The organism is Microvirga sesbaniae, assembly GCF_025460805.1.
GTDB lineage: Bacteria > Pseudomonadota > Alphaproteobacteria > Rhizobiales > Beijerinckiaceae > Microvirga > Microvirga sesbaniae.
Genome location: NZ_JAMXFJ010000040.1, coordinates 1 through 18,409, shown reverse-complemented (window position 1 = coordinate 18,409; position 18,409 = coordinate 1). Strand labels below are relative to the sequence as shown.

The window sequence follows — 18,409 nt, the reverse complement described above, 5'->3', positions numbered from 1 at the left end:
GTGGAAGCCAGTGCGGACCCGGCGATTATAGGCCTGCGCACCTCCCTCCCCGCCGGTTTTGCCGTCCAAGATCTTGGTGGCGCAGGCATTCGCTCCGATGTCCGAGCCGAACTGGTTATCCAGGACCGTCGCTCATTGACGCGCTTTCTGAGCCTTTCCTTTTGCTGGGGATGCCAAGCCCATCATTGCCGACGAGATTAAGGTGAAGGTCAAAGCAGGCATCAGGGGACGGGTACACTGCAAAAGGTGACGTGAGCCCCGAGATCGAGGAGCTCGAATACTGCATCCCGGCTGTTCGTAGGCATCGGCTGAGAGCAACCACGCGTCAATGCTCTCTCAAGCGCTGACAGTCAGTATGAATGGCCTTGCTAACCGTCATCAAATCACCCGGCTTGAAATCATTGACACACGGCACCGCCGACACTGGTCTGCGAGCGCGAAGGTCCCGATCGTGGAGGAAAGCCTGTTGGCTCCAGCGGTCATGTCGGCCAAAGCGCGCCGACACAGGACGTCGAACCAGTTGGGATTTGCCTCGATGTTTGGCCCGGGCACATGGTTGAGCGGACCCAGCCTGAGCCTCAAAGGCTCGACTGTCCAGCTTCTGGAGAACCGCAGAGCGGCTGGTAAGCCTACTGAGCGTCTATGGAACTGAGAACTAGAGCATCTTCCCGGTGACGATGCTCAGCCGCGCGGTCCCGAATGGCTCGTTGCACCTAGCGGTGATGGCTCGTGAAACCAATCTGTTCGACACGCTGGTGAAAGACATGGGCGAGACCTCAACTCTGCGAAAAAGACGCTCAATTACCTGACCGGGATCCTCCACATCGTTGGGTGCCTCTCGGATCGGCACGATCTTCCGTGAAGGAACACTATCATCTGGAGAGCACTCTCGGGTTTGACGAATACTGAACTCAGCGCCAGGATTGGCGCGCAACTCTACAGGCAGTGGGAAGCTCGCATGCAGCATCTTTTTCTGGACAGGCTGATCAGATTGCGGTGTCGGTGTCCGCTTGATTGAGCAGCGCGGCGTCGCTTTAGTTTCTAGCGGCCATACATGTCGTCAATCCGCACGATGTCATCCTCGCCTGTGTAGCTGCCAACTTGTACCTCAATAATCTCAAGCCCAATTTTGCCTGGGTTGACGAGCCGGTGCACTGACCCGATTGGAACCTGAACCGACTCGTTCTCGTGCAGGACGATTACGCTCTCACCGACAGTCACCTCAGCGGTGCCTTTTACGACAATCCAATGCTCGGCTCGGTGATAATGCTTCTGTAGTGACAGTCTCCCGCCCGGTTTCACGGATATTCGTTTGACCTGGAACCGCGCTCCTATATCGATCCGCTGATACCATCCCCACGGGCGATACACGCGAATATGCTCGTCCGCCTCTGGCCGCTTCTTGGCCCGCAGCAAAGCAACCAAGTCCTTGACCCGATCAGATTGCTCCCGTGAGGTGACCAGCACTGCATCCTGCTGCGTGATAACCACAACGTTGTCGACGCCAATAACGGTGGTTAGAACATCTTCGCTAAACACAAAGTTGTTCCTCGCACTGATTAATTCGACGTCGCCGCGCAGCACGTTCCCGCTACTATCCTTTTGAGCGGCCTCCCACATCGTGCCCCAAGTCCCCACATCCGACCAGGGAAACTCCACGGGAAGAACACCGGCTTTCGCAGTACGTTCCATGACAGCGCAATCGATCGATATCCGGGGAGCCTGCCTAAGTGCTGACGCGTCGAGCCGCACAAAATCGAGATCAGTTGACGCGAGCGCGAGCGCCTTGCGCGCGGCATCTAGGACGGCAGGCGCAAGCATCTCAAGCTCCGCCAGCATTACATCCGGTCGAAATGTGAGATAGCCGGCGTTCCAGAGGTAGCCGTCTGCGATGTACTGTGCCGCAGTCGTCGCATCTGGCTTCTCGGCGAAACTCTGGACACGAAGTGCATCGGTGCCTGAGATATAGTCCCCCGGTTTAATATAGCCATAGCCAGTCGCGGGGTGCCTCGGACGAACGCCAAGAGCCATAATCTCGCCGTTTCGGGCGACCGTTGCGGCGGCGTGGCTTGCCTCAAAAAAGGCAGGGTCATTACCGATCACGTGATCTGCTGGCAAAGTCATAACAACGGCTTCGGTATGTCGCTCCGCCGCGTGGCAGGCTGCGATGGCGACTGCAGCGGCTGACTCCCGCCTGATGGGCTCGAGCACTATGTCAGCGTCGCAACCGATCTCTACCAACTGCTCGGCTACGATGAATCGTACATCATTGCTCGCCAGGACAATCGGGCGCAGAAACACTTTTGAAGCGGTTACGCGTCGGACGGTGGTCTGGAATGTCGACAGATCGCCCAAAACCTTGATGAACTGCTTGGGCATGCTTTCGCGCGACGCTGGCCATAAGCGTGTACCGGACCCACCACACATTATAACGGGAATGATGTAAGGATTGGACGTAGTCACTCAGCTTCTTCCTCTTAAACCCCCTTAGGCAATGTTCCCCAAATGCCGGCGGCGTTCTCTATCTTTGCTTGGATGCTTTCGAGCTGTCATCCTGCAATCATTTACCCACAGCGATAGCAGCTATCAAAGGCCGGTGCGCTCGACCGGCGTTGGGACCGGCAACTGGCACGACAAAGCCTGACTGGCTTTCGCGGCTTCTTTTGCGGGCGCGAGGCGGCAAGTCCGGTGCGAGGCGGGTTTGTTCGTGCCCCGGCACAGGTGCAAAACGTCCAAATTACCGGTGGTCTTCCGGCAATGCCGGATGCATATACTCTGGTACGCCGGTTGCCTCGCCAAAGGCAAGCTTAATCATGCCGGCTCTTTCGGTTGTGCTCTCTGAAAACCCTCTGAAGATCCTGGTCGACCATCTCCTGTACAAGGTCCTCGAACCGGGTACGGTGCTGCCATCCAAGAACGTGCTTTGCCTTCGATGGGTCGCCGATCAGAAGATCGACCTCCGTCGGCCTAAAGTAGCGCGGGTCGATCGCAACCAAGACTTCACCTGATCCGCAATCGATACCTTTTTCGGCTACTCCGGTGCCCCGCCACTCAATAGTCGTTCCAACGCAGGCAAACGCCTTCTCGACGAACTCGCGTACCGAGTGCGTTTCACCGGTAGCAAGCACGTAGTCACCTGGTTCCGGATACTGCACGATCTGCCACATACCCTCGACATAGTCACGGGCGTGACCCCAATCGCGCTTCGCATCAAGATTTCCAAGATAAAGCGTCTTCTGGGATCCGTATTTGATTGCGGCTACCGCCCGTGTAATTTTGCGCGTGACGAAAGTCTCACCCCGAATCGGACTTTCATGGTTGAAGAGGATCCCGTTCGACGCATGCATGCCGTAGGCTTCACGGTAGTTTACGGTAATCCAGTAACTGTAAAGCTTTGCTGCGCCATAGGGTGAACGCGGATAGAAGGGCGTAGTCTCCGATTGCGGCACTGCTTGAACCTTGCCGTAGAGCTCCGACGTTGAAGCTTGATAGAAGCGTGTCTTGTCCTGAAGTTTAAGAATTCGGATTGCCTCGAGCACCCGCAGAGCACCGACCCCATCCGCATTGGCGGTGTACTCGGGCGTCTCGAACGAGACTTGAACATGACTCTGCGCTGCCAGGTTGTAAATCTCGTCCGGCTGAACGTCCTGAATAATTCGGATAAGGTTCGTAGAGTCTGTCATGTCCCCGTAGTGGAGGAAGAACCGCCCTCCCCGCAGGTGCGGATCCTCATAGAGGTGGTCGATCCTCTCTGTGTTGAAGGACGACGAACGCCGCTTGGTCCCGTGGACAATATAGTCCTTCGTGAGCAACAATTCCGATAGGTAAGCGCCATCCTGCCCTGTAGCTCCAGTGATGAGAGCGGTCTTGTGCGCCATAACGTTTGCCTCTGTTTGATAAATTCGGCCTTCAGGGGGCTTGGTGCGGTGGTCTTGGACAATTCCGGAGAACGGATTTGCGTTCATGGTCACGCGCGCGGTCCTGGACTCTGCTCCTTTGAGAGCCTACGCTCAACTGCAAAGGCTTGCTCGATCTGGCACCGGCGACACAAAGGGCGTCGAGGCGCAATCCCATGTGAGGCCACCTGTATGTGCTTCTCAGGCGTGGTGGTGGTTTCCCGAAGTCGATTTGACACGGCCGACAAGGTGTGAATGCCAACCGCTGGGTCATAGCGCCCAACATCGGAGTGCTCTCGCGGAACGACACTTCGCAGCAGTTTCTATTTCAGTAGTGGACTCGAGGAGCCCACCCGGTAACCGTTCATCCTTACGGGTCATGGCATGTCGTCGCGAGTTCGAAGGGCGCGCCGTGGCAGTCTCGGAAAGAGCTGACTCCGACCCGATTAGTGGCCCTCTTTATCGAGCACATTGCTGATAAACCACTCGTAGGATCTAGCCAGACCAACCTCGAAGGATGTTTTTGGGCGCCACCCCATGGATAATAATTTCTCGCTGGACAAGAGCTTTCGTGGCGTCCCATCTGGTTTGGATCTATCGAGACCTATGTCACCTTTGAAGCCAACAACGTTGCAGATGAGACGGGCGAGTTCAATAATGGTCATGTCGCTGCCGAATCCGATATTTATGTGCTCGGCTTCGGAGTAATGCTTAAGTAGGAAGACCACTGCATCGGCACAGTCTTCACTGTACAGGAATTCCCGGCGAGGCGTTCCACTGCCCCATATAGTCATGCGATCGAGGTTTCTAGTCTTTGCGTCGTGTGCTTTGCGTATCAGCGCGGGCACGACATGGCTGGCCATAAGGTCATAGTTATCACGAGGACCATAGAGGTTCGTCGGCATGGCTGAGATAAAGTCAACGCCATACTGCATGCGGAAGGCCTGACACAGCTTAATGCCTGCAATTTTTGCAGTTGCATACCATTGGTTGGTTGGCTCAAGTGGACCACTCAGTAGCGCCTCTTCTTTAATGGGCTGCGAAGCGAACTTCGGGTAGATGCAACTCGATCCGAGGAAGAGGAGCTTCTCAACGCCATATCTAAATGAGGCTTCGATCACGTTGGCCTCAATCATCAGGTTCTGATAGATGAAGTCGGCAGGCGCAGTGTCGTTCGCTAGGATGCCGCCCACCTTCGCCGCCGCCATAATAACCGCATGTGGCTTTGATTGTGACAGGAAATGCCGGACCTCCTCTTGCCGCGTCAGATCCAGCTTCCGCCTGTCGGCCACGACGATCTCGCAGCCCTCGGTGGTGAGCGCTCGGGTTACAGCGCTTCCGACCATACCTGTATGTCCTGCGACCCATACTCGCTTTCCGACTAGCGGGTACGGAGCCTCCAGGCTTACTGCCGTGCTTGGGTCTGACGTCATACCGAGTTTCCTAATTGTCACTTTTGAAACGTTTGATGGCATCCTGAAAGCACCAAGTCGTTCCGGCCGCGTGCGCTAGAAACGACAATCCCGCTTCGGGCAGGGCAGATGCGTGGCGCCGGGTGCTTCCCATAGAAGGGCTGCCGAGCTCGTTGCGCCTGAATACCTGAGGGTGGGGCAGCCACTTGTCCAGCATCCCTGAGCCCGCATACACTAACTGAGAACTTCTCGATGCTTGCGGCATGTGGAGTATGGGGGAGGCAGAGCGCCTTGTGAGTGCTAGAGGCATCTCGTCTCTCCCTCGATCAGGATCAAACGGCTCGGATCTTGCACGTCGAACTCAATCACTCGCGGGACAGAAAGGCGTGCATAGCGTGTAAAAGCGCTTGTCGGCGGAAAGCGAATGACAGTGTCACAGTGCCCGAGAAGATACATCTCAACGAGAGCGGAAATGCCGCCGTCAACGCCAAGCTCCGGGCTGTGTAGCGGGCCAGCCTGATGAGGTCGAAAATTCTTGGGGACGGTGATGAGGTCGGGAAAGACGCTAGACAAGTGAGTCACTACCTGCGCGCTGTCCGTAGACAAGAATATCCGGATGGGTTTTGGGTGAAGTAATGCTGTGGCCTTGTTAATGGCTTCGCACACTTGGCGCACTGCCAGCTCCGGGTCGGCCCAATAGGGTGCATGGCCCATAATGTCTTCGCCGTTGCCATGACGAACATGAACGCCAATGACGCTATACCCTACAAAGCTTTCCTGATGGACGGCCGTGATGCGACTCTGGATTTCGGATCGAGGTTTGATGCTCCGAAAAACCTGCCGCTCGGCTTCCTCGTCGCAACGCCACATCAAACAGGCGTCACAGATAACTGTGTTGGCGGCAACATCGTCTTGGGTCTGAAAAAGATCGCCGAGTTCATCGCGTTCTTGGAAAATCTGCGCATCGGGGCGGTAAAGACAATCGATGGATGACTTATTCCACCAGTCCGGGAAGAACGGCCCCGGGAATGAGAACTGGTTGACCTGATCGTCGCAAATAACCGGTACGCCAGCGATGTCTTTGATCGGCTCGAAGAACACCGGAAATGCGTTCGCAAAGGGTCGATCAAGATAGCACGACCCGCGCCAGTCAACAACGAGCGTTCGCCCCGTGCGCTGAGCGTACTGCCATGCGGCCGCGAGCGACCATATGCAGTCACCAAATCCGGTGCGTCTCCGAGAGACGACGAACCGGTTCTTAATGCGATGCGAAACAGGCATTTTGCGGTCGCCCGGTTTTCGGAGTTCAAGGAGGCGAGTTGGACTGAGCGTGGGCACCCGATGGGTCATCGATTAACCACAGCGCCGGTCGAGTTGGTGGCGTCGGATCCTGCAGCACTCGCCTCCACTACAATTCAACCTTTTCTAGACATGGCAGTGGCATTGGTAAAATTCATTGTTTGGATAGCACTCATCCATGAAGCCAATACAGACGGACGCGGAGGAGGTCCGTGCTGACGCTTCGAGACCCGCCCTTTGGATTCCGTCTGGACAGGCGAGCGGCGCCTCACGGTGCTGCGGTGGAATCGCCGGACGCCCCCCTGCTCCAGACATAGGCACGATGGGCATGGCTGGTGCAGCCGCGGTCTTCGACGACCTACGTTGGGACAGATGGTAGGCTCTGTCTGGCAAAGCGGCTGCCTGTGGCAACTCTTTCGCCTGACCGGGCAGGATCCGGAAGGCAATGGCGTATCCGAGAACTCGGCGACCATGCGAGCCTTGGTGCCGCGCCTCCAACGAGCCCTTCGACACTTAGTGGTGCATCCGGCAGGTAGAGGGGTATAATGGCGTCTCCCGCTGATCCCATAGCGGAGGCGATCCATGGCACCAGTCTGCTTACGGGACTTAACCGCTGACGAGTTCGCGACCGTCAAGCGCCTGGCCCACTCACACACCGCTTCGGCCCAGAGTGTGCAACGCGCTCAGATCATCTGGCGTGCCAGTCATGGCGAGAGCGCCTCGGCGATTGCAGCTCGCGTGGGCCTTGATAGTGAGACCGTGCGCAAGCCCATCCGCCGCTTCAATGCGGAAGGACTGGACGCGCTCAAGGACCGATACCGCTCAGGCCGCCGACCCACCTACACACCCGAGCAGATGGCCACCGTCAACGCCACGGCGCTCACGAAGCCAGAGACCCTCGGGCTGCCGTTTGCCGCCTGGACCTTGGATCGGTTGGCCGCTTACCTGCATGAGCACAAAGGAATTGCGATGCAGCGCAGTCGGATCGACGAGATCCTGCTTCACGAGGGCTTGCGCTGGCACAAGCACGAGACCTGGTTCGGCGAGCGGGTCGATCCGGCCTTCGCCGAAAAAAGGGGGCGATCGAAACGCTCTATACCAAGCCACCTGCGGGCAGTTGTGTGATCTGCCTGGACGAGATGGGACCGGTGAGCGCCAAGAGCTACGCGGGTCGTGCGCTGGTGCAGACAAACACGCGACCGGCCGAGCGAGCCCGACAGGAGATCGACTACGGCCGGCGCGCCAAGGGCTATGTCTTCGGGGCGTTTTGTCCGGCAACCGGTGAAGCCTTCACGCATCCCTATCCTGGTCGCGGCGGTGCCCACTGGGTCGACTTCCTGGAGCACGTTGAGACCTGGATCCCGAGCACGACCGAGCGGGTGTACGCGATCATGGACAACCTCGGCTCCCACCGCACGACCGACGTGCTGCTGTTCCTGCTGGCCCATCCACGCTGGGAGATGGTGTTCCAACCCAAGTATGCAGCCTACCTCAACCTGATCGAGCCGTGGTGGAAGATCCTGCGCTCGCTTGCATTGGCAGGCCGGCGGTTCGAGACATGGGACGAAATCAGCGATGCGATCCACTACTCTACGATCTACTGGAACGCGCACCGCCATCCCTTTGTCTGGGGTCAGCGCCGCCGCCATCGGCCCCGCCGCTCACCCGGAATCGCCCTCCTGCCGAGGGCGGCATGACTTACCGGATGCACCACTTAGGATCAGGCGGCCAAGTGCTTTACGACGGTCTCATCAAGCTTGAGCCCGGTTTTCGGCGCGCTGGCGATCTTCTGATGCGGGCACGCTGGTGCCGTCGAGGAACGTCATTCCGAGCTGGATGCCGCGCTCCTCCATCTGATGGGCACACGCTCCCAGACCCCCAGCTGCGCCCAATGTGTGGCCGTCTGAGCTGCCCGCTACCCTGAGCCCAGTTCAGCTGGGCGGCCCGCCACTTGGCACTCCTCCCAGGCTACCAGGGAATGGCCCCAATGGTCCGCCGCAGGTCCTGCAGCCGTGTCTCACCTTTCGGATGGTACTGCTCCACTAGCGGATCCAGCATCGTCGAAACTACTTGTCGGTGATCATGCAAACGGAACTATGTTACAACCGCAGCGAGCTGCAGCCCCGAAACGAGAACAAAGTACCTGGCCGGAAATGCCATATTGCCGCTGGCGCGTCGGACGAGCAGGCATGTTTCAAGGACAATAGTTAAAGGCGGAGGGAACATAGCGTAGGGATCGGTGCAAGCGGCTTAACTAATCCGACGCGCTGGCGCCAACTCATTATGTCAGTGTTTCCGCACAGTGCGGGTTCGGGGAAGTTTTTAATACTCCCGATTCTCACGATAAGAGGCCGAGTCTATTCCGTGACGTTTCAATTTATCGTAGAAAGTTTTACGCGGAATTCGAAGTCTTTCCATTACTTGTTGCATATCGCCGCGATGTTCCTGTAAGGCTTCACGAATTACGGTTGCCTCGTAGCGGCGCACCCTTTCAGCAAGACTTAGGGTTGGTGCAGTCCCACTTCTTTGACCTGATACAACCGAGGTTTTCTGTGTCGGCTCGAGCCCTAGGACGACGCGGTCAGCGAAATGAACGAGTTCGCGAACATTGCCCGGCCAATTGTGGCCCATGAGATGGTCACGCACGGTCGCGGTCATCTCCGGCACTGGACGACCGAAACGTTTGGACGCGCGCTCGAGGAAATGGCCGAAAAGTGCCAGAACATCTTCCGGACGTTCGCGAAGTGGTGGAATGTGTAACGTCACGACGTTCAAGCGGTAGTAGAGGTCCTCCCTGAAATCTTTGCGGATCAATGGATTGCCGAGATCGATCTTCGTCGCAGCGACAACACGAAGGTTGATCCTTCGGGTTTCATTGGTGCCGAGCGGCGCAATCTGCCGGGTTTCGAGTACTCTGAGCAACTTCACTTGAAGCGCGGGCGGCATAGACTCAATTTCATCGAGGAAAAGCGTCCCACCGTCTGAATGCTCCATTCTGCCAATCCGGCGCTTCCGCGCTCCTGTGAAAGCGCCTGCCTCGTGTCCAAAAAGCTCGCTTTCGAAGACACTTTCTGGTAGCGCGCCGCAATTTAGTGCGACAAAGGGCTTCGTACGCCGCTTGCTCCATTGGTGCAGCAACTCGGCGACTACCTCTTTGCCGGTCCCTGTTTCTCCTTCCACGAGGACGTCTACATTAGTATCGGCAATTTGGCTGAGCGTCTCGCGCAGCCGCTTCATGGCCGGCCCATTCCCGATGAGCGGCATATCACCAGCGGATAGGACGACCGCGTCCTGTAGCCGTCTGGTTTCCAGAACCAAGTGCCGCTTCTCCGAAGCACGGTGCAGTGTCTCTAATAGTCGCTCCGCCGCATATGGCTTCGCAATGAAATCGTATGCGCCATCCTTGATCGCGGCGACAGCCAATCCAACGTCGCCATGTCCGGTGATGAGGACGACCGGAATACTCGGATCGATCCTCTTCACCCGTTCGAAGAGCTGGAGCCCGTCGATTCCAGGCATGCGAATGTCGCTCACTATAGGCCCTTCGAAGTTCTTATCTATTGTGGCGAGCGCTGACTCGGCTGAGCGGAAAAGGATCGGTACGAAGTTGGCAAGCTCCAGCATCTGCCTGGTTGCCCGTAGCAGGTCCTCGTTATCATCCACAAATATGACCGGTCTTTTTTCAGCACTCATCCCGCACGCCTCAGCTCGACCGTGAACGAAGCCCCTTTCTCATGGTTTGCATCGCGACGCAATGAGCCACCGAGTCCCCGTGTGATCCCTTTCGAAATGACCAGGCGAACACCGAGGCCGTTTTCTTTGTCGATAGCAAACGGTATGCCTAGGTTCCGGCAGATGTTGAGGGCGAGGCTGGGACCGACATCCCGATCGGACATAGCGACTACTTCTCCCATCTCGGCGAGCGCGATTTCGACCAGAGGCTCCGGCTGTGCCTCCAAGGCGCTGAGTGCATTCTGAAGAAGATTGACGAGGCTCTGCGCCAACTGGAGGCGACTTGTCATCACCATCGGAGACGAGGCGGCCGGCTTTCGTTCAACGAACACCCGGGAACCGCGAATTCGGTGAGACACGAGTGACAGCGTGTCATCGATCACCTCTTCTGATAGGGTTTGACGTAAGCAGGAAGGATGGGGCGAACATCGTGACCGGAGGCTATCAGCGTGCGCACCCATTGGTGAGCGGTCGCGCAAGCCTCCAATCCGATCCGGCAACGGGATATGGTTCCAAAGAACCTCGGAGCCTGGCTACGACGCAGCGATTTGCGTCAGACGATCTTCCCGCTCCTGTCGGCCCCGCGCAACTGCGAGACATTCTTTCTAGTACCAGAACCCCTCGTGGCGATCTCCAACATCATGAGTGGCTCCTGTCCTGTTCTTCAACATGCCTAACTTGGCACGTTTGACGCTGGTGGTGGGCGCCAGCCACGACACCACGTTAGCTGAAACCGGGGGCGCTGGCGCGGTTACGATGATTTGCCTGCCTCGTGTCGAAACTCCCACGCCCAACCTCCGCCGCGCCATGCTGCTGAGGCGCTGAAGGTGGGTACCAACGGCAGAGCAGTGGGACTTAAGGAGGAACAAACGTTAGCGCCCACCGGCAGAAGGTCTCATAGCAGACGGCGATGCACGCTTGTGTAGCAACTCTTCGACGCGCCGGCGGCTTATTGGGGCCCGAAGGAGAGCCGTACCCAGCCGATGTCTATCTCGCGTGGGAAGTGATGGCGTTTCTAGCTGACGAACCTGCTCATGCCAGCCCATCTACCCGCCTGGTTTCGACCACGGAGTAAATGTGACAACACCGCGGGCATCCATCCCCCGTCAAACGCGCTCGCAGGTACCCTCGATCCAAGGGATGGATGCGTTTCATCCAAACAATCGATTTCACGGCGTGCGGTGATTGCTGCATGAATTTAACAAATGGCTTTTCTGATGCTGCAAGCTTTATGCATCGGGCTCCCACAACACTAGGCGACGTAGAGAGATACAATGCCCCCTGACGTGCGATGGAAACTTTGCTGGGAAAGTGAACTGCAAGTCGAAGATCACTCAGCACTTTCTGCATTCTTTCGTGATACTTACGGCCCGACGGGCGCGTTCAACGCGCAGCCCTTCGAAGGTGGGCGCAGCTGGGCCGGAGCGCGGCCCGAAATGCGGGTGATTGGCTACGACTCGCGTGGCATTGCAGCACACATGGGCCTGTTGCGACGATTCATCAAAGTCGGGGCCGTTGATCTCCTAGTGGGGGAGCTGGGGTTGTGGGGCGTCCGTGCCGACCTCGAAGGCCTTGGGCTTTCTCATTCGATGTTTACCATGTATCCGGAGTTGAAGCGGCTCGGAGTGCCCTTTGGATTCGGCACGGTTCGATACGCGCTGCACAGACACGTGGAAAGACTGTGCCGCGGCGGCATCGCGACCGTCCTCCCCGGGGTCCTCGTTCGCTCTACTCAAGCAGAGGTCTATCCCGATCTGGAGACCACGCGACTTGAAGACCCGCTCGTCGTCGTTTTTCCGATAGCGTGCTCGATGGACGAATGGCCCTCCGGCACTCTGATCGATCGTAATGGCCCAGAGCTATGAGACAACAGGATTGCATTTGCAACGTGTTGGGCCACGGTCGCGACCGTAGCGTCTATCTGACGTTTGACGATGGGCCGAACCCAATATGCACGCCTGAGATCCTCGATGTTCTAGCGGAACGACGCGTACCCGCGACCTTCTTCGTCATCGGCGCCTATGCTGCGGACCATCCAGAACTTATCCGGCGTATGTTTGCCGAAGGGCACGAGGTTGGTAACCATACGATGACGCATCCGGATCTAACGACATGTGGACCGGAGGAAGTTGAACATCAAATCATAGAAACAAGCAGAGCGATCAAGGCTGCCTGTCCCCAGGCCGGACCCAAATATATGCGAGCTCCATATGGGCTCTGGACTGAGGACGTACTAAGCATCTCGGCGCGCGCGGGACTAAAAGCCGTACATTGGTCCGTAGATCCGAGAGACTGGTCCCGTCCTGGTGTTAACGTAATCGCTGATGCGGTGCTGGCTTCAGCTCAGCCCGGCGACATCGTGCTGTTGCACGATGGGTGCCCCCCCAACGAGCTCGCGCAACAGAAGCTTTCGAGCCTCCGCGACCAAACGCTGATGGCACTTTCTCATATCATTACCGGACTGCATGACCGTGGCTTTGCTCTCCGATTGCTCTCCCAGCACAACTAACGGACGGTATCGCATGGACCTACTTGGCACAGCCGGCACAGTGACCATTTCATCGTATGCGCTTCTTGCGGGCGTCTATAAAGGGATGCAGGCATTGTATGCGCCCCCTGCGAGATCTCTCGTTGTCCCACCCACGAACGTCGCTTTAGATGGACTACCTAGCGTCGATGTGATTGTACCCTGCTTCAATGAAGATCCGGGTGTCCTCGCAGCATGCCTCTCGTCTATCGCAAATCAAGATTATACCGGACAACTGCAGTTTTACGTGGTGGATGATGGTTCTGCAAACCACGAGGATCTCGCGCGGGTATACATCGCAAATGCCAGGGATCCACGATTCAATTTAATTATTCTCCCAAGCAATGCCGGAAAGCGAAAGGCGCAGATCGCCGCGATTCGCCGCTCATCCGGTGACTTGCTGCTGAATGTCGACTCAGACACCACACTTGCGCCCGACGTGATCACAAAGCTCGTTCAGAAAATGCGGGATCCGTCCGTGGGCGCCGTAATGGGACAACTCGTGGCCAGAAATCGCAGCCACACATGGCTGACCCGATTGATCGACATGGAATACTGGCTTGCGTGCAACGAGGAGCGCGCGGCGCAGGCGCGCTTTGGTGCGGTGATGTGCTGTTGTGGTCCGTGCGCTATGTACCGCCGATCTGCACTGCTTTTGCTGCTCGACCAGTATGAGACGCAGCTGTTTAGAGGCAAGCCAAGCGATTTCGGCGAGGACCGCCATCTCACAATCCTAATGCTTAAAGCTGGTTTTCAGACCGAGTATGCCGCCGACGCCATTGCCGCTACAGTCGTGCCAGAGCGGCTCGCGCCCTATCTGCGACAACAGCTACGCTGGGCGCGCAGTACCTTCCGCGACACGTTCCAAGCACTGCGCCTGCTGCGAAGCCTCGACCGCTATCTCACGTTGGACGTGATCGGGCAGAACCTAGGGCCGCTGCTTCTTGCCGTATCAATATTGATGGGCATCGCACAGGTCGCAATGGCAGCCAGGGTGCCGTGGCTGACGATTGCCCTTCTAACGTTCATGACGATTATCCGGTGCAGTGTGGCTGCGCTTCGTGCTCGCCAGTTTCGGTTCTTAGGTTTTGCCGCTCACACGCCAATTAACCTTTTCCTCATCCTCCCCCTGAAAGCTTATGCGCTGTGTACGCTAAGCAACAGTGCTTGGCTCTCTCGCGCGTCAGTCTCTCAAAGCGCGGCCCGGGGTGCTGAAGCACCGTCACCTCAAACCCTACCAACGGGTCAGGATCCTTGGGAACGCCCGAAGCTTTGGCCAGCTTTGGATGTTGGGACTGACGGGGAGGCTGAGGGCGGGCAAACCTAACATCAGTCGAAGGGTGGGCGGTAGGAGGCACGGGATGTTGGACGACGAGAAGCCTTATCAGTTGCTGCATGATGAACTAGCCGCAGACGACCCATGGCGGCTTGATAGCAATCCATTCGAGCGGGAGCGACATAGGCAAATGCTGCGGCTGGCGGTGGCGCAGGAAACAATCGAGAATGGGCTTGAAGTTGGCTGTGCAGCTGGTGCGTTCACTGAAATGCTTGCGCCGCATTGTCAGAAACTCACCGTAGTTGATGTGGTGCCCCACGCGCTCGACCGAACCCGGCATCGCCTGAAGGACCCGCCGAATATCTCCTGGATAACCTGCGACATCCTCCGGTTCTCGACGCGAGAAGTATTTGACCTGATTGTTGTAGCTGAGGTGCTCTACTATCTCAACAGCGTCTCTGACATGCGAGCAGCCGTCCGCAACCTGGCAAAGATGCTCGCGCCATCGGGTCATTTAATATTCGGGTCGGCGGGGGATGCAAACTGCCGACGATGGGGACACGTGGCTGGCGCCGAGACCGTCATGACGATCCTTGATCAGGAACTCGTCCAAGTCGATCGTTTACGATGCGTTGGCCGATCCAATAACGAAGACTGCTTGCTTACCCGTTATCGCCACCCGGTTTCTCGCTGATCCGACTACCTTGTCAGATATGGAGATCTTATGCGCATCTGTGGAATCAAACTGACGCACGACGGAGCAGTCGCCCTCGTCGAGGACGGGAAACTCATCTTCTGCATTGAGGAAGAGAAGCGCAACAACAATCCTCGTTATAAACCCATTGAACACCTCGACGGGATTGTCCAAATCTTGAACGATCATGGTTTGAGCATAGGGGACGTTGACCAGTTCGTCATCGACGGGTGGGACGGAGAAGTTGAGTCAGAGTTCCAAGTGTTCAGCGAAGGTGCTCCTATTACTCTCAGGGGAGCTCCCTACGTCGAACGGTGTCCAGAGAACCCCTTAAAGCCACATGAGAGCTCAGGACTGGCGCTCAGCGGCTCGATTCTTTCTTACAAGAGCTTTCCGCACGTCATAGGACACGTAGTCTCCGCGTACTGCACCAGTCCGTTTGCCAAAACTGGGGAACCTTCGCTTTGTTTGGTTTGGGACGGCTGCATATTTCCTAGGCTCTACTATGTGGATCCAAAAGGAACTCGACTGATCAAGTGCCTCTTCCCGATGATAGGCCATGCGTATGCCGTTGCGGGCCATCACTTCGGGCCGTACAAGAGGGCAAACTCAACTGGCTGGGACTTGGGTGTCGCCGGAAAGCTAATGGCCTACATTGCGCTTGGCGCGGCTCGGGAGAACATCGTTAGCGTGTTTCGGGAACTCTACGACGAACATTTCGCTGGAGAAACGTCGCTTGCGGTCAGTTATCGAGAAAACACCCATAACGCAGACGAATTGCTTGCACGTGTAAATGGCTATTTCGATGCAAGCGAGTCTCGATTACAGTGCGAGAGTTCCGAAGATGTCCTTGCATCGTTTCATGTCTTCGTTGAGCGCCTTCTTGTTGAGGAGTTGACTAGCACTCTACAGACGCAGTCGCAATTTGGATCACGAAACTTGTGCGTGGCCGGCGGGTGCGGCCTCAATATCAAATGGAATAGCGCACTGCGAGCCAGTGGCCTATTTGACTCAGTCTGGGTTCCCCCATTCCCTAACGACAGCGGATCGGCTATTGGCGCCGCCTGCTGCGCACTTGCCGTTGACGGTGGTCTCTCTCCGCTCGATTGGTCAGTTTACAGTGGCCCAAAACTGAAGAACAGCGAGATCCCTCCGGGTTGGAAAACGGCTCGATGCAGCTTGGCCGAACTCGCCAGAATACTGGCATCTAACGAGCCGGTTGTTTTTCTTGCTGGCCGCGCTGAACTCGGGCCACGGGCGCTAGGGGGCAGAAGCATCCTTGCCGCGGCGACTTCATCGCAAATGAAGGAGCACCTCAACGCCGTGAAGTATCGCGAGGATTTCCGACCTGTAGCGCCAATTTGCCTGGAGGACCGCGCACAGGAGATCTTCGCCCCAGGCACCCCCGATCCGTTCATGCTCTTTGATCATACAACACGCCATGAATGGCGAGAGAGGATCCCAGCCGTAGTACACCTTGATGGAACTGCGCGACTTCAAACCATTTCGAGAAACGCGGAGCACGAAGTTTCGAAACTCTTAGCTGAATATGAAAGTCTTACGGGGATTCCTCTTCTGTGCAACACGAGCGCCAACTATCACGGGCGTGGTTTTTTCCCGGACGCCGCAGCGGCATGTGAGTGGGGACAAGTAAGCTACGTTTGGTGCGATGGCTTGTTGTTTACAAAGACAAGCGGAACCGATGTGTCCTTGGTGGCGTAGGAAGGCTTTTCGGCAAGCACATGACCGCGACAGCAATTAGTTTGGTTGACGTAACGAAAGCCTACAATGGCCGGACTGTTGTTGATCGGTTCTCGTTCTTCGTCAAAGCGGGAGAATGCTTCGGGCTGCTTGGGCCGAATGGCGCCGGCAAAAGCACCATTACGCGTATGGTCCTCGGTATGACGCCGCCCGACGTAGGTAAGATCACGGTGCTTGGCGCCCCAGTGCCTGCGCAGGCTCGTTTGGCGCGCGCTGGCATTGGGGTGGTTCCACAGTTCGACGACCTCGATCAGGAATTCACAGTGCGAGAGAACCTGTTGGTCTTTGGGCGCTACTTCAACATGAGCACCCGTCAGATCGAAGCCGTCATCCCGTCACTCCTGGAGTTTGCCAGACTTGAGGGTAAGGCGGACGCCCGGGCCGCGGAGCTTTCAGGCGGTATGCGACGGCGCCTAATGCTGGCACGCGCCCTCATCAACGATCCCCAACTACTCATATTGGACGAGCCCACCACCGGTCTCGACCCTCACGCCCGTCACCTGATTTGGGAGCGGCTGCGCTCTCTGTTGGGACGCGGCAAGACTATCCTACTTACTACTCACTTTATGGAGGAGGCAGAGCGGCTATGCGACCGGCTATGCGTTCTCGAAGAAGGACGCAAGATTGCCGAAGGGCGGCCCCAAGCGTTGATCGACGAGCAGATTGGCTGCCAGGTCATTGAGGTCAGCGGTGGCAATCCTTATGAATTGCAGGCGCTAATGAATGGATGCGCGCAACGCATCGAGGTAAGTGGGGAAACGCTCTTTTGTTATTCCTCCACTCCCGATCAGGTGCGACTACAACTACGGGAGCTTTCGGATCTGCGTCTTCTACAGCGCCCCCCCAACCTCGAGGATGTTTTTTTACGACTGACTGGGCGAGAGATGAAGGATTGAAACATGTGGGAAAGTTATGTGGCAGTTCTGCCCGCGAACTGGTTGAACTGGACTGCAGTGTGGCGCCGCAATTACATTGCGTGGAAGAAAGCTGCGCTTGTGTCAATTCTCGGTAGTCTCGGGGATCCGATGATCTATCTTTTTGGTCTCGGAACCGGTCTTAGCGTGATGGTCGGACGAGTCGAAGGAATGTCATACATTGCGTTCCTAGCGACTGGTATGGTCGCGACAAGCGCAATGACGGCGTCTACATTCGAAACCATCTATGCGGCCTTCGCGCGCATGCGCGATCAACGGAGCTGGCAGGCGATCTTGTACACGCAATTGACCCTCGGCGACATAGTGATCGGGGAACTTGTCTGGGCAGCGACTAAGGCACTTTTGGCCGGAACTGCGATTGCAACTGTCGCAGCCATTCTGGGGTATGCAGTGTGGTCATCCATTCTCTATGTCGTGCCGGTGATCGCTCTCACGGGGATCGCCTTTGCGAGTCTGGCAATGATCGTTGCGGCAATCGCGCCCAACTATGAGTATTTCATCTTTTATCAGACCCTGATCCTCACACCGATGCTGTTCTTGTCCGGTGCTGTCTTCCCGGTAACTCAGTTGCCCGCTAATGTTCAGCAGGTGGTGGCTTTCTTGCCGTTAGCACATTCAATCGACCTGGTTCGTCCAGCAATGTTCGGTCGGCCAGTCGCCGACGTGATGTTCCATCTTGGGGTCCTAGTCCTTTTTGGCGTAATGCCCTTCTTCATATCGACTGCGTTACTTCGGCGACGCCTAATGTCTTAGAGGCTGATGAGCAATTATCTTTCCTTTCGCGTGAGGCGGCGCAGCAGAATGCGGCTCATGGCGAGGTAAAGCAGCATCTCGCCGGTCTCGACCAGGCGTTCGTAGTCCTTGGCCAGCCGCCGGT

General features: G+C 56.9%; 15 protein-coding genes. 9 read left to right on the top strand and 6 right to left on the bottom strand.

The features are described from left to right. Positions 1–1,041: 1,041 nt before the first annotated feature. The 4 genes from OCW50_RS28105 to OCW50_RS28090 all read right to left on the bottom strand — a co-directional run bounded on the left by OCW50_RS28105 (position 1,042) and on the right by OCW50_RS28090 (position 6,589). Positions 1,042–2,463 (bottom strand): mannose-1-phosphate guanylyltransferase/mannose-6-phosphate isomerase, encoded by a 1,422-nt coding sequence (locus OCW50_RS28105; RefSeq protein WP_262266346.1) that lies wholly within the window; start codon positions 2,461–2,463, stop codon positions 1,042–1,044. A gap of 344 nt (positions 2,464–2,807) precedes the next feature. Further along, complete coding sequence (gmd, locus tag OCW50_RS28100) at positions 2,808–3,878, bottom strand: GDP-mannose 4,6-dehydratase (protein WP_210807039.1); 1,071 nt, start codon at positions 3,876–3,878, stop codon at positions 2,808–2,810. Positions 3,879–4,342: 464 nt separating this feature from the next. Continuing rightward, a complete protein-coding gene (gene fcl, locus OCW50_RS28095; protein ID WP_210807014.1) occupies positions 4,343–5,329 on the bottom strand; it encodes a GDP-L-fucose synthase in 987 nt (328 codons plus the stop codon). Between the two features lie 279 nt (positions 5,330–5,608). Then, positions 5,609–6,589 carry a nodulation protein NodZ gene (locus OCW50_RS28090; RefSeq protein ID WP_247654297.1) on the bottom strand — a complete coding sequence of 327 codons (981 nt, stop codon included), beginning with the start codon at positions 6,587–6,589 and terminating at the stop codon, positions 5,609–5,611. A gap of 600 nt (positions 6,590–7,189) precedes the next feature. Between OCW50_RS28090 and OCW50_RS28080 the strand changes: the two genes are divergently transcribed. Together OCW50_RS28080 and OCW50_RS28075 are read left to right on the top strand one after the other, a co-directional pair. Further along, entirely contained in the window at positions 7,190–7,732 is a 543-nt protein-coding gene (locus tag OCW50_RS28080; protein WP_262299869.1) for a helix-turn-helix domain-containing protein, read from the top strand. Between the two features lie 14 nt (positions 7,733–7,746). Next, on the top strand, positions 7,747–8,304 hold the full coding sequence (locus OCW50_RS28075) for a transposase (protein WP_262271831.1): 558 nt from the start codon (positions 7,747–7,749) through the stop codon (positions 8,302–8,304). Between the two features lie 625 nt (positions 8,305–8,929). Here the strand turns inward: OCW50_RS28075 and OCW50_RS28070 are convergent. Together OCW50_RS28070 and OCW50_RS28065 are read right to left on the bottom strand one after the other, a co-directional pair. Further along, on the bottom strand, positions 8,930–10,300 hold the full coding sequence (locus OCW50_RS28070) for a sigma-54-dependent transcriptional regulator (protein WP_210805436.1): 1,371 nt from the start codon (positions 10,298–10,300) through the stop codon (positions 8,930–8,932). Then, entirely contained in the window at positions 10,297–10,722 is a 426-nt protein-coding gene (locus OCW50_RS28065; protein ID WP_210805438.1) for an ATP-binding protein, read from the bottom strand. The genes OCW50_RS28070 and OCW50_RS28065 overlap by 4 nt, the downstream gene beginning before the upstream one ends. Before the next feature lie 891 nt (positions 10,723–11,613). Here OCW50_RS28065 and OCW50_RS28060 point away from each other — a divergent pair. From OCW50_RS28060 to OCW50_RS28030, 7 genes are read left to right on the top strand one after another with little or no spacing between them, the layout of a single operon-like run. Continuing rightward, positions 11,614–12,204 carry a NodA family N-acyltransferase gene (locus OCW50_RS28060; protein WP_114948358.1) on the top strand — a complete coding sequence of 197 codons (591 nt, stop codon included), beginning with the start codon at positions 11,614–11,616 and terminating at the stop codon, positions 12,202–12,204. Further along, positions 12,201–12,848 carry a chitooligosaccharide deacetylase NodB gene (gene nodB, locus OCW50_RS28055; protein ID WP_210805440.1) on the top strand — a complete coding sequence of 216 codons (648 nt, stop codon included), beginning with the start codon at positions 12,201–12,203 and terminating at the stop codon, positions 12,846–12,848. The genes OCW50_RS28060 and nodB overlap by 4 nt, the downstream gene beginning before the upstream one ends. A 13-nt stretch (positions 12,849–12,861) precedes the next feature. Beyond that, on the top strand, positions 12,862–14,193 hold the full coding sequence (nodC, locus tag OCW50_RS28050; RefSeq protein ID WP_262271830.1) for a chitooligosaccharide synthase NodC: 1,332 nt from the start codon (positions 12,862–12,864) through the stop codon (positions 14,191–14,193). A gap of 34 nt (positions 14,194–14,227) precedes the next feature. Then, positions 14,228–14,836: a nodulation methyltransferase NodS gene (nodS, locus tag OCW50_RS28045; protein ID WP_162820782.1), complete on the top strand. Its 609-nt coding sequence runs from the start codon at positions 14,228–14,230 to the stop codon at positions 14,834–14,836. Positions 14,837–14,866: 30 nt separating this feature from the next. Beyond that, complete coding sequence (gene nodU, locus OCW50_RS28040; protein ID WP_210805444.1) at positions 14,867–16,558, top strand: nodulation protein NodU; 1,692 nt, start codon at positions 14,867–14,869, stop codon at positions 16,556–16,558. 20 nt (positions 16,559–16,578) lie between these two features. Continuing rightward, a complete protein-coding gene (nodI, locus tag OCW50_RS28035) occupies positions 16,579–17,493 on the top strand; it encodes a nodulation factor ABC transporter ATP-binding protein NodI (RefSeq protein ID WP_210805446.1) in 915 nt (304 codons plus the stop codon). Between the two features lie 3 nt (positions 17,494–17,496). Next, positions 17,497–18,285 (top strand): ABC transporter permease, encoded by a 789-nt coding sequence (locus OCW50_RS28030; RefSeq protein ID WP_210805448.1) that lies wholly within the window; start codon positions 17,497–17,499, stop codon positions 18,283–18,285. Positions 18,286–18,409: the final 124 nt, after the last annotated feature.

What these genes read in the sequence shown, in the direction of transcription:
- nodU (WP_210805444.1), top strand. Translation starts at nt 14,867, where the DNA reads ATGCGCATCTGTGGAATCAAACTGACGCACGACGGAGCAGTCGCCCTC.
- OCW50_RS28080 (WP_262299869.1), top strand. Translation starts at nt 7,190, where the DNA reads ATGGCACCAGTCTGCTTACGGGACTTAACCGCTGACGAGTTCGCGACC.
- nodI (WP_210805446.1), top strand. Translation starts at nt 16,579, where the DNA reads ATGACCGCGACAGCAATTAGTTTGGTTGACGTAACGAAAGCCTACAAT.
- nodS (WP_162820782.1), top strand. Translation starts at nt 14,228, where the DNA reads ATGTTGGACGACGAGAAGCCTTATCAGTTGCTGCATGATGAACTAGCC.
- gmd (WP_210807039.1), bottom strand. Translation starts at nt 3,878, where the DNA reads ATGGCGCACAAGACCGCTCTCATCACTGGAGCTACAGGGCAGGATGGC.
- OCW50_RS28090 (WP_247654297.1), bottom strand. Translation starts at nt 6,589, where the DNA reads ATGCCTGTTTCGCATCGCATTAAGAACCGGTTCGTCGTCTCTCGGAGA.
- nodC (WP_262271830.1), top strand. Translation starts at nt 12,862, where the DNA reads ATGGACCTACTTGGCACAGCCGGCACAGTGACCATTTCATCGTATGCG.
- nodB (WP_210805440.1), top strand. Translation starts at nt 12,201, where the DNA reads ATGAGACAACAGGATTGCATTTGCAACGTGTTGGGCCACGGTCGCGAC.
- fcl (WP_210807014.1), bottom strand. Translation starts at nt 5,329, where the DNA reads ATGACGTCAGACCCAAGCACGGCAGTAAGCCTGGAGGCTCCGTACCCG.
- OCW50_RS28030 (WP_210805448.1), top strand. Translation starts at nt 17,497, where the DNA reads ATGTGGGAAAGTTATGTGGCAGTTCTGCCCGCGAACTGGTTGAACTGG.
- OCW50_RS28075 (WP_262271831.1), top strand. Translation starts at nt 7,747, where the DNA reads ATGGGACCGGTGAGCGCCAAGAGCTACGCGGGTCGTGCGCTGGTGCAG.
- OCW50_RS28060 (WP_114948358.1), top strand. Translation starts at nt 11,614, where the DNA reads ATGCCCCCTGACGTGCGATGGAAACTTTGCTGGGAAAGTGAACTGCAA.
- OCW50_RS28070 (WP_210805436.1), bottom strand. Translation starts at nt 10,300, where the DNA reads ATGAGTGCTGAAAAAAGACCGGTCATATTTGTGGATGATAACGAGGAC.